The organism is Mesorhizobium sp. M0047 (assembly GCF_040323315.1).
In the GTDB taxonomy this organism is placed as follows: domain Bacteria; phylum Pseudomonadota; class Alphaproteobacteria; order Rhizobiales; family Rhizobiaceae; genus Mesorhizobium.
On sequence record NZ_JAMYUW010000034.1, the window covers coordinates 60473 to 73545 of the forward strand.

Annotated in this window: 13 protein-coding genes; 8 read left to right on the top strand and 5 right to left on the bottom strand. The window is 59.3% G+C overall.

The window, feature by feature from the left end; translation table 11 throughout:
• Positions 1-22: 22 nt before the first annotated feature.
• The gene (locus NKJ89_RS26165) at positions 23-790 is read left to right on the top strand and encodes an SDR family NAD(P)-dependent oxidoreductase (protein ID WP_352606809.1); all 768 of its coding nucleotides are present in this window, start codon (positions 23-25) and stop codon (positions 788-790) included.
• A gap of 9 nt (positions 791-799) precedes the next feature.
• On the top strand, positions 800-1564 hold the full coding sequence (locus NKJ89_RS26170) for an SDR family NAD(P)-dependent oxidoreductase (protein WP_352606811.1): 765 nt from the start codon (positions 800-802) through the stop codon (positions 1562-1564).
• Positions 1565-1601: 37 nt separating this feature from the next.
• On the opposite strand, the gene NKJ89_RS26175 is transcribed toward NKJ89_RS26170, so the two are convergent.
• The 3 genes from NKJ89_RS26175 to NKJ89_RS26185 form a co-directional block, all read right to left on the bottom strand.
• Positions 1602-2447 carry an ABC transporter permease gene (locus NKJ89_RS26175; protein ID WP_352606813.1) on the bottom strand — a complete coding sequence of 282 codons (846 nt, stop codon included), beginning with the start codon at positions 2445-2447 and terminating at the stop codon, positions 1602-1604.
• A 41-nt stretch (positions 2448-2488) separates the two neighbouring features.
• Positions 2489-3640 carry a quaternary amine ABC transporter ATP-binding protein gene (locus NKJ89_RS26180; protein WP_352606814.1) on the bottom strand — a complete coding sequence of 384 codons (1152 nt, stop codon included), beginning with the start codon at positions 3638-3640 and terminating at the stop codon, positions 2489-2491.
• Positions 3641-3723: 83 nt separating this feature from the next.
• Complete coding sequence (locus NKJ89_RS26185; protein WP_352606816.1) at positions 3724-4659, bottom strand: glycine betaine ABC transporter substrate-binding protein; 936 nt, start codon at positions 4657-4659, stop codon at positions 3724-3726.
• Between the two features lie 469 nt (positions 4660-5128).
• On the opposite strand from NKJ89_RS26185, the gene NKJ89_RS26190 reads away from it, so the two are divergent.
• From NKJ89_RS26190 to NKJ89_RS26210, 5 genes are all read left to right on the top strand, one after another.
• Positions 5129-6682: a trimethylamine methyltransferase family protein gene (locus NKJ89_RS26190; protein WP_352606818.1), complete on the top strand. Its 1554-nt coding sequence runs from the start codon at positions 5129-5131 to the stop codon at positions 6680-6682.
• Between the two features lie 8 nt (positions 6683-6690).
• Positions 6691-7800: a mandelate racemase/muconate lactonizing enzyme family protein gene (locus tag NKJ89_RS26195; RefSeq protein ID WP_352606820.1), complete on the top strand. Its 1110-nt coding sequence runs from the start codon at positions 6691-6693 to the stop codon at positions 7798-7800.
• 35 nt (positions 7801-7835) lie between these two features.
• Complete coding sequence (locus NKJ89_RS26200; RefSeq protein ID WP_352606822.1) at positions 7836-8855, top strand: GlxA family transcriptional regulator; 1020 nt, start codon at positions 7836-7838, stop codon at positions 8853-8855.
• Between the two features lie 529 nt (positions 8856-9384).
• On the top strand, positions 9385-10113 hold the full coding sequence (locus tag NKJ89_RS26205; protein ID WP_435054050.1) for an autoinducer binding domain-containing protein: 729 nt from the start codon (positions 9385-9387) through the stop codon (positions 10111-10113).
• Between the two features lie 376 nt (positions 10114-10489).
• A complete protein-coding gene (locus NKJ89_RS26210; RefSeq protein ID WP_352606824.1) occupies positions 10490-10690 on the top strand; it encodes a hypothetical protein in 201 nt (66 codons plus the stop codon).
• 34 nt (positions 10691-10724) lie between these two features.
• Here NKJ89_RS26210 and NKJ89_RS26215 read toward each other — a convergent pair.
• Together NKJ89_RS26215 and NKJ89_RS26220 are read right to left on the bottom strand one after the other, a co-directional pair.
• A protein-coding gene (locus tag NKJ89_RS26215; RefSeq protein WP_352606826.1) for an IS630 family transposase occupies positions 10725-11671 on the bottom strand; the annotation gives its coding sequence in 2 pieces (ribosomal slippage) (positions 10725-11330 and positions 11333-11671; 945 coding nt in all).
• A gap of 668 nt (positions 11672-12339) precedes the next feature.
• Positions 12340-12606 (bottom strand): DNA -binding domain-containing protein, encoded by a 267-nt coding sequence (locus tag NKJ89_RS26220; protein ID WP_023768681.1) that lies wholly within the window; start codon positions 12604-12606, stop codon positions 12340-12342.
• Between the two features lie 122 nt (positions 12607-12728).
• Here NKJ89_RS26220 and NKJ89_RS26225 point away from each other — a divergent pair, with 122 nt between their 5' ends.
• Positions 12729-12947 (top strand): helix-turn-helix transcriptional regulator, encoded by a 219-nt coding sequence (locus NKJ89_RS26225; RefSeq protein WP_023730016.1) that lies wholly within the window; start codon positions 12729-12731, stop codon positions 12945-12947.
• Positions 12948-13073 lie beyond the last annotated feature (126 nt).

Genomic DNA, 13073 nt, shown 5'->3' on the forward strand with positions numbered 1-13073 from the left:
CCTCTCAAAGATGGCTTGACCTATGACTGGCATTGAAAAGAAAACTGCGGTCATAACAGGCGCGGCGGGAGGTATCGGGCAAGCGATCTCCAGACAGTTCGTTGCGAACGGCTTTCGTGTGGTTGCCGGCGACGCCGACCAGGCTGGCCTGGACAGGCTCGAGGCCGAACTCAACCGAACCGGACAGAAGGTCTGGAGCAAGGCCGGAGACCTCAGGAACAAGGTTTATTGCGAAAATTTGATCGACTATTCCATCCAGATCACAGGCAGGCTGGACGTGCTCGTCAACAATGCCGGGATTATCACCAGGGGCAATATCCTCGAGACGACCGATGAGGACTGGGAGCGGACGTTTGATATCAACTTGACGTCGATATTCTACACGTGCCGGAGGGCGATCGGCCATATGAAGGGCCACGGCGGCGGCGCGATCGTGAACATCGCATCGTGCTGGGGACTTTATCCCGGACCCGGGCATGCCGCCTACTGCACCAGCAAGGCGGCTGTCGCGGCGTTATCGAAGTGCCTTGGCCGCGACCATGCCGGTGACGGGATACGAGTCAACGCCGTGTGTCCGAATGAGGTTAACACGCCGATGCTGCGCACCGGCTTCGCCAAGCGCGGCTTCAATCCCGACACTGCCATAACGGAGCTCAACAAGACCGTTCCGCTCGGGCGCATTGCCGAGCCGGAAGACATCGCCGATGCGGTGTATTTCTTGAGTTCCGATGCCGCCCGCTACATCGCCGGCACGACCGTTGAAGTGAACGGCGCCAAGCCGGTCTATTGAGGACACCCTATGGCTGACAGACTTGCAGGAAGAATTGCCATCATCACTGGCGGCGGCCGTGGCATCGGCGCCGGCATCACGCGACGTTTTGTGGAGGAGGGGGCCGAGGTTGCCATTGTGCAGAGGAACCCGCCACCCGACGAGATCCTCAACGATCGCACCTTTTATGTGAAGGCGGACCTTGCGAACTCCGAGCACATCGTTTCGGCCGTTCAGGCCGTCGTCGAGCGGTTTGGCGGCCTTGACATCCTCGTCAACAACGCCGGGATCATGTTCGAGAAGACCATCGAGGAAATGACCGAGACGGACTGGGACCAGATGATGAACATCAACCTCAAGGCCCCATTTTTGTTCACGAAGGCGGCAATGCCGCATCTTCGCAGGCGAGGCATTGCAAGCATTGTTAACATCGGCTCGATTGAAGGCTTGGCGTCTAATCCGGGTCACCCTGCATATTCCGCTTCGAAAGCTGGCATTCACGGCTTTACAGCAGCCGTCGCCGTGGACCATGGGCACGAGGGTATCCGGTGCAATGCCATTGCGCCGGGCTGGATCAATTCTGACCTCAGTGAGATCTACATCGACAGCATGGCTGACAGTTCGCGTGTCCGCAGGGAACTGCTCGCAATGCATCCGGTTGGACGTCTTGGTGAGCCGACTGATGTCGGAAACCTTGCCGTTTGGCTTGCCTCGGAAGAAAGCTCCTTCGTGACCGGGCAGGTCTACGTCATCGATGGGGGACGCACCAAGAAGTTGCCACTGCCGATTGCGTGACGAGGAGAAGCCCGCCATTGACCGGGCTTCATGTTTGTCAGGCCCTCGGATCAACTTTCTCGCTAATCCGCCTGGTGATGCGATCGATCAGGATTGCCAAAACAACGACCGCAAGGCCAGCTTCGACGCCCCTCCCAACCTGGAGACGAGAGATCGACCGAATGATTTCGTCGCCCAGGCCGCCAGCGCCGATCATGGAGGCGATGATGACCATCGATAACGACATCATCACGCATTGGTTGACGCCTGTTATAATCGAGCGGAACGCCAGCGGCAATTTGATCAGGAACAGCACGGCCACGCGACTTGCGCCAAAGGCCTCCCCCGCCTCGACCATTTCCGGCTCAACCATCCTGAGACCGTGGGCCGTGAGCCTGATCGGCAGCGGCATGGCGAAGAAGATCGTCGCAACGATGCCCGGAACCGTTCCAACGCCGAAGAAGAACACGGCTGGAACGAGCAGCACGAACGGAGGCATCGTCTGCATGAAGTCGAGTATTGGCTCAGCCACCGCGTTCAAGCGCTTCGATTCAGCAATGAGAATGCCGATTGGTATCCCGATGGCCAGGGCGACGACGGCTGCCGTAAGCACCAGGGACAGTGTCACCATCGCCGGCGCCCAGAGATTCATGACGAGGATGAAGGCAAGCCCACATCCACTGAGGATAGCCAGCGAGAGCTGCGCGAGCAGGACACCGGCGGCCATAACGGTCGTGATGATCAGCCAGGGCGGCGCGCTCGTCAGGACCGCGGCCAAGGGCTGCTGTATGCCCAGGATCACGGTCGAGATGAAATCGAAGACAAATCCGAAATGCATTGAGAGGTAGGTCGTGAACTCGTCGATTGACGCGGCAACCGTGCCTGCAAACTCCGAAAAATCCATCCTCATGATCCTCAGCTAGAGTCGTTTGAGAGTGAGGTTCGTTATTGTGTCGCGCGTTCTGCCGCGGCGTTTGCCCTCGTCGTGTCGGCAGCTTTCGGTTTCTCGATCTTCGGCGTCGCGCCGGCTAACGAGGAATGGGCCGCGAGCGCTCTGAGAACGGACTTGGGGGTAACCGTCCCGACCGGCGTTCCGTCGTTCTGAACCACGATCAAAGCGCGCTGCTCTTTCGCCAGCTCATCGAGATAGGGGGCGATCAGATCGTCGGGCGCGAGCTTTACGAAGTCTTTCGATAGATGTTTCGTCCATTCCGAGATCGGCCTGTTCGCCAGTTCCACCGGCGGGCAGACGGCGTCCATAACTTGGCCAGCCGACAGCACCTTGAAGACATCGATGCCCCGCACGAAGTCCCTGACGTAGTCGCTGGCGGGGGAGAGCACGATATCGATCGGCTGGCCTTCCTGGACGACCTCTCCCTTGAGGAGAATAGCGATGCGGTCACCGATCGTTGCCGCTTCGTTTGGGTCGTGTGTCACAAAGACAATCGTCTTGTTCAGAGTGCTCTGAAGCCGAAGCAACTCCTGTTGCATCTCCTCGCGAATGAGCGGGTCGAGCGCGCTGAACGGCTCATCCATCAGCAGCACAGGCGTGTCCATCACCAGGGCACGCGCCAGGCCAACGCGCTGGCGCATGCCGCCGCTAAGGTTGGACGGCTTGCGGTCGCCCCAACCGCTGAGCCCTACGAGTTCGAGTGCCTTGCCTGCGCGCTCGCGTCGCTCCTTGCGTCCGACCCCGGCGACACGGAGCCCAAACGCAACATTATCGATGACCGACATGTGCGGCAGGAGCGCAAAATGTTGAAACACCATTCCGATCATGCTGGAGCGGATCTGGCGGAGTTCCTTTTTGCCGGCTTTCGTGACGTCCTGCCTATTGACCACTATCTGGCCGGCAGTGGGGTCGACAAGGCGGTTGATGCAGCGAAGAAGGGTCGATTTCCCGCTGCCTGAGAGACCCATTACGACGAAGATTTTCCCGGTCTCAATCGTCATGTTGATGTTGTTGAGCGCGACGAAACCGCTGCCTTCGTCGGGGCCGCAGGCGCCCGAACGCAGTCTGTCCAGTTTCACTTCGGGGTTGCCGCCATAAATCTTGTAGAGATCCTTGATCTCGACGGCCGGCTTTCGCGTGCTCATGCGAGGCTCCCGCGCATAATACAGGTGGTGATGCAGGGGTCGGCGCGGACCCCCGCACTCTTGGGAGGATGCGTGCTTCGGGATCAGGCGAGCCACGGCTCGATAATGCCCTTGCCTTTCACTTCGCCGATCCACTTTGAGGCGGCGTCTTCAGGCTTCATCCCGCCGTCGATCCAGCCCATGATCTTGGCTTCTTCGTCATTCGGGATGTGGAACCTTGTCAAAAATGCCTGGGCCTTCGGGAAGTTGGATTCAAAGTCCTTCGACGTGACGTGGAAACAGTAGTAGGGCTCCGACATCATCGTCTTCTTGGGATCTTCGAGATACCTCATCTTGAATTTGCTCCACATCGGGAGCGGCTCCCAAGTGGTGACCACGATTGGTTCGTTCTTCGAGTAAGCCCGCTGGAAGGCCGCTTCCATGGCAGCTTCGCTGCCCGGGACCAGGTTGAGCTTGAGGCCGTAAGCCTTCACCGTTGCATCCGCGGCCTGCATGAGGCCGGAGCCGGCGTCGATGCCGATGATGCCGCTTGGGAACTTGTCGGCGTGGTCGTTGAGCTCGGCGATGCTCTTGATGTCTACATAGTCCGGAACGGCAAGGCCCTGCGTCATCGGGCCTTCCGAAACGCCGACGACTTTGATGGAACCGGCGACTTTCTTTACATAGTCCGCCTGGCCGCCGTGATAGGCGCCTTTCAGCGGGCCCATCCCCTGCATATAGGAGTTCGAATAGAGGTCGGCCTTCCCGGCTTGAAGCGAGGCATAGATCACGCCTGGCTCCGCCTGCAGCGGCTGGACCTTGTAGCCGAAATTGTCCTCGATGAGCTTCGCGCCGACATAGGTGATTGCCAGCGCGTCGGACCATGCCGCGAAGGCATAGACCAGCGGCCGGGACGCGTCGGCCCTGGCGCCCGTCGTCAGGCCGCTCATGACAAGCGCGGCGGCGCCGCCGGCCTTCAGCAAGGTTCTGCGCGACGTGCTCGCGCTGAGTACATTATTGACGAGATTTGGCCTTGGCATTCAAATCCTCCTGTCGCTACCCATCTGATGCCTATATGAGTCCGAGATTGTCGTTTTTGTTCACCTCTCCTGATCCGGGAATGGGCTGTTCTGTTCTTGCCCCGCACCAAGCAAGAAACGTGCTACCACGGAACCGCGGGAGCCAGTCGACGCAAAAAAGTCGCCTCCCGATTGACTTTATTTCGCTCGCTTGCGGCAATGCATCATCGTCTCTGCCTGTCGGGATGCCTACGGTCATGGCCGATTACGTCCAAGTTTCCGCGGTATCCGTAAGGCTGAGCTGCGACGTGGAAAGCTCCGCCGCTGCTCGACCCGACCATCACTCGAGTCCGGGTGGGCGAGCCGGCTGCGCAGCCTGCCCTTTAGTCAACACTCGCGTGAGACTTTTGCAGTAGGTGAAGGCTCAAAGCTGCGGCAATAGTTGAGTGCGGTCCGGTTTTGGTCGCGACATATTTGTCTGGAGGCCGGCATGACTGCTCAACTACAGCTCTCTCGTAGAGGCGGGCGGGAAGCGAGGCGGACGATCCGCACCGCGCCAAAGGTCGATATGTTGCCGACGCTCAAGCGCGGCCTGCCGGTGGTAGAGCCGATGGATGCCGAGCAGGTCGAACGCATTCACGAGGCTTCTCTCTCGATCCTGGAAGAAGTAGGCGTGGTGTTTCGCGATCCGATCGCGATTGAGGACTGGAAGAGAGTCGGAGCGGACGTGCGCGCCGATGACCGCGTTCATCTCGATCGCGGCCTGGTCATGGAGCTCATCAAGACCATTCCCCCCAACGTCGAATATTTCGCGCGCGATCCGGCCAAGAATGTCGAACTCGGAGGCGACAAATCAATCTTCGTGCCCATGACAGGCGCGCCGTACATGCGCGATCTCGATGATGTGAGGCGTGGCCCGACGATCGCGGACCTTGGGACCTTCCACAAGCTTGCCCACATGATGCCGGCACTACATTCGTCGGCTCACCATATCGTCGAGCCGATGGACATTGTTGTCGCGCATCGGCACCTGCACATCACCTATTCGTCAATAAAGCATTCCGACAAGATTTTCATGGGCATGACCACCTCGCCCAAGAATGCCGAGGACGTGCTCGACATGTGCGAGATTCTTTTCGGTGAAGGCTTCCTCGAGAATCATGCAGTCACCACCGGAAACTGCAATGGCAATTCGCCGCTGGTGTGGGACGAGGTCATGCTGGGCGGCATGCGTGCTTTCTGCCGGCGCAACCAGCCCGTCTTGTGCTCGCCCTTCGTTCTCGGCGGCGCGAACACGCCAGCCTCCACCGCGGCGGCAGTGGCGCAGCTCAATGCGGAAGCGCTTTCCGCACTTGCCTACACGCAGGTGGTGCGCGAGGGCTGCCCTGCGATTTATGGGCATTACCTATCGACCGTGTCGATGCAATCGGGAGCGCCGATGGCGGGAACGCCAGAGATTTCGCTCATGAATTTTATGATCGGCCAGATGGCTCGCCGCTATAACGTGCCCTGGCGAACTTCGAACTTGCTTGGCGGCGCCAAGATCTTCGATGCGCAAGCAGGCTATGAAAGTGCGATGACGATGATGGCCGTGCTGCTGTCAGGCGCAAACTACATTTGGCATTCTGCCGGCTGGAATGAAGCCGGCATGCACTGCTCGATCGCAAAATTCGTCGTCGACGCCGAAGTCTGCGCCATGGGCTATCGCATGACGCAAGGCATCCAGTGGGACGATTTCGATGAAGCCCTGGCTGCCATCCGCGATGTCGGACCGGGCGGCCATTACTTTGGACATCCCCATACACAGGCCAACTTCGAGAAGGCCTTCTTTATTCCGAAACTCTTCGACAATAACTCGGTCGAGCAGTGGTACGCTGATGGCTCCAAGGACATCAAGCAACGTGCCCTGGAGCATGCGCGCCGCCTTCTGGCCGAATATGAAGAACCAAAGCTTGACATCGCGAAGGACGAGGAATTGCGCGCGTATATCGATCGGCGCTCGCGGGAAATCCCCGCTATCGACGCGCTCAACGAGGAATACTGAGCATCGTCATGCGCATTGACCAGATCAACGTCTATAAGGTCCAGCTACCCGTTAAAGGTGGCACCTACCGAATGGCCAGCGACGACGTAGACGCGCTTGACAGCACTATTGTCGAGATTGGGACCGATGACGGACTGACTGGCTGGGGCGAAACCTGCCCGGTCGGGCCGGTTTATCAGCCGCATCATGCACTCGGCGCACGCGCGGCGATTGCCGAAATCGCCCCAGGTCTTATGGGTGCCGAGATTGCCTCGATCAGGCTTCTCGCCCAACGCATGGACGAGCGCTTGAACGGGCATGGCTATGCCAAGGCAGCGTTTGACATAGCCTTCCTTGACCTTCTCGGCCAGCGGCTTGGAGTGCCGGTCTCGACACTGCTGGGCGGTGCGCTTACCGACCGTGTTCCGGCCTACTATTCGCTCATTGTTGGCCCGCCTGACGAAACGGCCAGGATAGCCGCCGACAAGGTGAAGTCAGGTTATCCACGCCTGCAGGTCAAAATCTCGGGGCGAAATCTCGAACAGGATGTGGCCTCGATTCACAAGGTATGGGAGGCGGTCGGCTACAAAGCTCGTATCGCAGTGGATGGCAACAGGGGCCTCACTGTCGCTGCCGCCATTCATCTTGACCGGCTTTGCCAGGCGATCCCATTCGTTTTCGAACAACCCTGCAACACTATGGATGAGATCGCCACCCTGAAGGGCAGGGTGACGCATCCGGTATATTTGGACGAGAACACCGAAGATCAGAACGCGGTACTCAGGGCGATCTCCCTCGGCATCGCGGATGGCTTCGGCTTCAAGGTCACGCGTCTCGGCGGCCTCACCAAAATGGCGACAATCCGCGACGTTTGCGCCATCCGCTCGCTACCGCACAGCTGTGATGACGCATGGGGTGGCGACATAATCGCGGCGGCTTGCGTACACTTAGCTTCCACTGTGGAGCCGCGCCGTTTTGAGGGCGCCTGGATCGCGCAGGAATATATCGAAGGACATTTTGACGCGAAGAATCCGATTGTCATCGAAAATGGTCACATCGCGGTGCCGCAGCTGCCTGGCCTCGGCGTCAAACCGGAACCCGGCATGTTCGGTCAGCCAGTAGCCTCGTACGCATCCTAGTGAACGCACCCGCCAACATCAGCGCAATTACGTCGTTGGCCACGCCGAAAATTTCGGCGGCGGCCGATCGACCGTTTGACCTGGTGGTTCTTTTGTTACCCGGGTTCTCGCACCTGGCCCTTCACGCATATATCGAACCCTTTCGCATCGCCAACACGGTATCGAGGCTGCCGCTGTTCCGGTGGCGAATCGCGGGGCTTGACGCTCGGCCAATCGAGGGCGCCAACGGCCTTTCGGTTGCTGTCGATGTCGGGATAGACGAGCTGGCTTTCGGCTCGGACGATCGCAGACCGAACCAGCTCGCAATCGTGACGGGCGAGCCGGTAGAACAGCAACTGACGCCTGAGCTCAACGGATTTCTGCGAACGATGGCGCGTCGCGCGGTGCCGATATCTGCGGTTGGGACAGCGACATGGCTGCTCGCTCGGACGGGCCTTCTGGCAGGTACACGCTGCACGATACACTGGTCGCGGCTCGCTGCTTTTGCCGAAGTGTTCAACCAACCCCGCATAAGCGATTCTTTGTTTGTCAAGGACGGCCAGTATTCAACCTGCGCAGGAGAACTGGCAGCCTTCGACCTGGCGGTGGATCTGATCGGCAGCCATGCCGGCGGGTATATTGCACAGGAGGTCTGCCGCCACGCGACTGTCCAAGGTCAGCGATCAGGATCAAACCGCCAGACTGGGCCGTCAGGTCTGGCCTTTGCCGGTGTGAGCGATAAGCTCTTGATGGCAATGCGGATCATGGAAGAAAATGTGGAGTTCCCGCTGACAATGGAAGAGGTTGCGCAACGGGCCGGAGTATCGCGGCGCCAGCTGGAACGCTTGTTCGCTTCCCATGTCCGACTTCCGCCGGTGCGCCACTATCTCCGGATCCGCACAGACCATGCGAAGCGCCTGATCGAAGGCACGCGGATGCCCATCATCGACATTGCCATGGCCTGCGGGTTTACGTCTGCTTCGCATTTCGCGAAGTGCTTCAGAGCCTTCAATGGAATGTCGCCGCAGCAGTGTCGAGCGATAGTGCCGGCCTGGGTTGGGTCCGGCTTAAGATGACGCTTGGTATTGAATTTAGCGGAGAATAGCGGCGCCCATATCCATGCCAATGTTTGGAGTCGATCTGCCCACCAACAATCGGAAAGCGGCGCAACGGTACGTCCGGATCATAGCGCTCAAAGCGGCGAGATGGGCTTATCCGTTGTTCTCTTCCGTGTCGACAGCGCCAACCATTGGTTGATGACGGCTTTGATGCCGCCCCGACCGTGGTGGCGCAGGATGACTTCTCACGACTGCATGATGCGGGGGCGGCGATGATTTCATTTCACAAGAAGATCTCTCCGATTGCGTTATTGCGTCGGGAAGATGCTGTAGCTTCTCCGTGATGGCCGTTCGAACAGTCCAGCGCAGCTGCGGTTGGTGACGACTATGCGAAGATCACGCAGCGCCTCGTGGCATTCTAAAGCGGTCAGCTCTGCTTGCTAAGACCGGCCGCAGTTATGCGGCCCCCGCTTATGGCGGAGTCTCCAGGTCAGAACGGCGCGCAGCAGACGGACAAAGCGATTGAGCTAGGACAATGACGAAGAACATGCCGCCTCTCTTCGAGACATTTCTGGAAAAGTTGTCGGAGAGTGTCGATGAAACAGATTTCCGGGATGCCATGGCTGGGGCGGCCGCAGCACTTGATCTACTTACCTTTGCGTATCTGTCTTTGCCATTGCAGTCTTGTGGCGAGCCCAAGCTGATCTCAAATTATCCACCTCCCTGGACCGCGCACTATCTGCAAAACCAGTATCAGAAGGTCGATCCCGTCATTATGCGTGCGCGGTGTGGCGGCTCCCCGTTTCAATGGCCGGGGTCGGATTTGCGTTGCGTTGAGATGTCGCCGGCTCAAAAGAAGCTATTCGATGAGGCGGCCCAGTTCAGCATCCGGTGCGGTTTGACGATCCCGATTATCGATCGCAGAGGCTGTGTTGCAGCTATGACCTTTGCCGCTGATAAGCCCAATTCCGCCTCCCTGCGCGTTGCTGGGCGATACGAACAGGCGCTCCAACTCATGGCGACATGTTTTCACATTTATGCTCGTCGAAAGCTGTCCGGCAATCGAACAGTGGACGGCGTTTCGTTGACACCTCGTGAATATGAATGCCTTCAATGGGCCGCGCGCGGCAAGTCCTCTTGGGCTGTCGGCTGCATCTTGGGCATCAAGCCGCGTACCGTCGATTTCCACCTCGACAATGCGAAGAAGAAGCTCGGCGTGCACACCAAGGATCAGGCCGTAGCCCTGCTGGCCTCCTCCCGATCTGCAATTCTCTGAGAAGCTGAATTCGTCTTTGGTTCTGTTGGGCATGAGCACAGGCTGTTTTCGGCTGGCCATTCGCCTCCAATGCAAGGTCATTCCTTCCTCTAGACGCATCATGATGCAACTTATTACGGTTGGTTGGTACGGTGACTTGGCAACGAATTACATGCACCCTCTACGACACCGCGTTTTAAAGGGGAGGCCCTACGGATGTGCGGACGAATGTCAGGCGGGCCGACCATGTTTCGCGATACTGTTTGTGCTGTTGGACGGAAAGACGGCGCCCAAGGAACGATCGTCTCGGAAAGCACCGCCGTGCGCTCGATGTTACGTCATCCACCCCCGAAGCGGGCGGGTGGCATTCTGTTGGTGTTACGAGCTCTTCACAGCTATGATCGAGTTCGGCCCGTCGCGCTGTGCCGGCCGAATTGTCACCGTCGCCATCTGTGCATGGAGCGCATGCTTCGCCGCGCCGGCCGCGCCGATCGGAGAACCCACACAAAAACCCGCGGCGTGGCCGCATATCAACGGCTCCAACGAGACGGTGGATGCCGTTCGGCTAAATGGCGGGGTTCATGAGCCGGCGCTGTGATGACGGGCCGTCGTGATCCTAGAGCGGGATGAATTTAGGTTGGCGCATAGCCGGCCTCGATGAAGTAATTTCTGCATTCGGTTGAAGTGACGGTGCCTAGGATTTGGCCGATGGCGTCACAGACGGTTTCGACTGTTCGCTTGGCAGCCTTGCGCAGCCAGTGCTTGAGCTTGGCGAAGAGCTTCTCGATAGGATTGAGGTCGGGCGAGTATTTCGGCAGCAAGAACAGCCTGGCGCCGGCTGAGCGAATGGCGCGGCGCACGGTCTTGCCCTTGTGTGAGCCGAGATTGTCCATGACGACGATATCGCCTGGCTTGAGGGTGGGGACGAGAACCTTGTCGACGTAGAGCTGGAAACGCTCGCCGTTGATCGGTCCGTCGATGAGCCATGGTGCATCGACACGGTCATGGCGCAACGCTGCCAGGAAGGTCATTGTCTTCCAATGGCCGTGTGGCACCTTGGCTTTGATCCTCTCGCCGCGCGGCGCCCATCCCCTGAGCGGAGCCATGTTGGTTTTGGTCCATGTCTCGTCGATGAACACCAGGCGGGAAGGATCGATACGGTCCTGATACTTTGTCCACTGTGCCCGCCGGCGCGCCACATCCGGGCGATCCTGCTCAGCCGCGATCAGCGTCTTTTTTTGTGACTGAGCTTCTCGGCGTGGACGAATTCCCACACCGAGCGGTAATCGACCGCAAGGCCGCGCTCGGCCAGCTCGGCCACAAGTCCGCGTAGCGTAAAATCCGCGGCCCGGCAGCGCACCAGCAGCCACTCCCGATGCTCACCGGCAATCTTCTTGGGCCTGTGCCCACCCATCTTGCCGGGCGCAAGACTGTTCGTTTCGCGCAACCGGCTCACCCATCGGATGACGGTGCTGATCCCAACCTCAAAGCGTACTGCCGCCTGCCGCCGCGACAGCCCACCCTGCTCAACTGACGCAACAACCCGTTCGCGAAGATCCATCGAGTAAGGCTTGCCCATCCATGCTGACCTCCTTCCCCAGCATGAAGGTTGAATCAGATTTGCCTGCCTAAGGGAATCCGCCTGCGATTCAGCCTCAATTCATCCCGCTCTAGCGTGCCTGGGCCATGAACTGGGCAGAAGGCAGCGCCGCCGGCCGGCCGGACCGGTGGAAGACTATCACACCATCGTCGCGTCGCGCGTCGACCTGGCGCATTGACGCGATTCTGTCTCGCGGACTCTCTCAGGCGTGATGGGGCCGTATTCTGGTGTCCACGCCCTGACCGACATCTCCAATCCCCGGGTTCGAGGAGTGGTGCTCAATCCGTACGTCGCCATATGGACACTATCGATCTGCCCGCCTGGCAGTTGAGACACCGGCTGTGGGCCTTTAAGTGTATATCATCTGTTTAGCTACGCCCGGATGACTGCCAGATCCTTGTGTCCACCGCAAGCGCGTGGCCGTCGCCTCTGCCTCGTCCTCCACGCGCTCGGCGGTTCGCCTGCCGGGCGTGGAACGGGAAATACCGAAACCCTGATCGGCGAGCCACGGGTTCAGGCCGGCCGGTGAGAATCCTGCCGATCATCTGCGTGGAGGCGTTCGCCGCGCCATCCAGGACGGTACGCGCTCAGAGAGACGAGTACAGGGATTTCGTTGCTGAGGCGAAATGGAGCGCAGGTGTAATTGTTCAGCCGGCGAACAATTTCTTGTAGCCAGTAGTGACCATCCAGTTCGCACGGTCGAGATGACTACGAAGAGCCTTCCTGGCGCGCTCCGGTTCGCGTGCTGGATCGATGCCGAGGATGACGTGGGCCATCTCCTCTTCGCTCGCATCATCGGCGGAGGCGTCTAGGAGCCGCATATAAGTCGTGAAATGCGCTTTATCGTAGGCCGTGAGGCTGTCCGACCAGTGCACTTCGTCAGCAATTGGCGTGTTCGACTTAGGCTGTAACATCGCTGGTTATACCTCCGGAAAACGGCCCCCGCGAAGCCCTCCGCCAGCGGATTTAGGTGCTCGATGTGGATTACATATTATAGTTGATAAACTCAAGCTGCGTAATCCGCTGGCTGTCGTGCATGGATATGCGCAGGTTGGTCGGACGTAATGTGCAGAGGATCAGGCTAAGGAAGCGTCTGACGCAGGAGCAGCTTGCCGAGATTTCCGGGTTCAGCCAGCAGTACATCAGCGGCTTGGAGAAAGGCCGAAGAAATCCGACGATCATAACGATCTATGAACTGGCATTGGCCCTCGGCGTCAGCCACACGGATCTGGTTAGGCCCGACAAACAGGCCTGACGCACCCGACTTCCAAGTAATTGCTACGGCCCCGGGGGGGGGGGGGGGGCCGCGGGGGCGGGGCGGCCCCCCCGCCCCCCGCGTCGGGGGGGGAATGGGGGAAGGACCCCACGGGCGACGCGCGCG

Bases quoted from the DNA above. Each gene is read 5' to 3' on its own strand.
- NKJ89_RS26170 (WP_352606811.1), top strand. From the start codon at position 800: ATGGCTGACAGACTTGCAGGAAGAATTGCCATCATCACTGGCGGCGGC.
- NKJ89_RS26180 (WP_352606814.1), bottom strand. From the start codon at position 3,640: ATGAGCACGCGAAAGCCGGCCGTCGAGATCAAGGATCTCTACAAGATT.
- NKJ89_RS26195 (WP_352606820.1), top strand. From the start codon at position 6,691: ATGCGCATTGACCAGATCAACGTCTATAAGGTCCAGCTACCCGTTAAA.
- NKJ89_RS26185 (WP_352606816.1), bottom strand. From the start codon at position 4,659: ATGCCAAGGCCAAATCTCGTCAATAATGTACTCAGCGCGAGCACGTCG.
- NKJ89_RS26190 (WP_352606818.1), top strand. From the start codon at position 5,129: ATGACTGCTCAACTACAGCTCTCTCGTAGAGGCGGGCGGGAAGCGAGG.
- NKJ89_RS26210 (WP_352606824.1), top strand. From the start codon at position 10,490: ATGATCGAGTTCGGCCCGTCGCGCTGTGCCGGCCGAATTGTCACCGTC.
- NKJ89_RS26205 (WP_435054050.1), top strand. From the start codon at position 9,385: ATGCCGCCTCTCTTCGAGACATTTCTGGAAAAGTTGTCGGAGAGTGTC.
- NKJ89_RS26220 (WP_023768681.1), bottom strand. From the start codon at position 12,606: ATGTTACAGCCTAAGTCGAACACGCCAATTGCTGACGAAGTGCACTGG.
- NKJ89_RS26225 (WP_023730016.1), top strand. From the start codon at position 12,729: ATGGATATGCGCAGGTTGGTCGGACGTAATGTGCAGAGGATCAGGCTA.
- NKJ89_RS26165 (WP_352606809.1), top strand. From the start codon at position 23: ATGACTGGCATTGAAAAGAAAACTGCGGTCATAACAGGCGCGGCGGGA.
- NKJ89_RS26175 (WP_352606813.1), bottom strand. From the start codon at position 2,447: ATGGATTTTTCGGAGTTTGCAGGCACGGTTGCCGCGTCAATCGACGAG.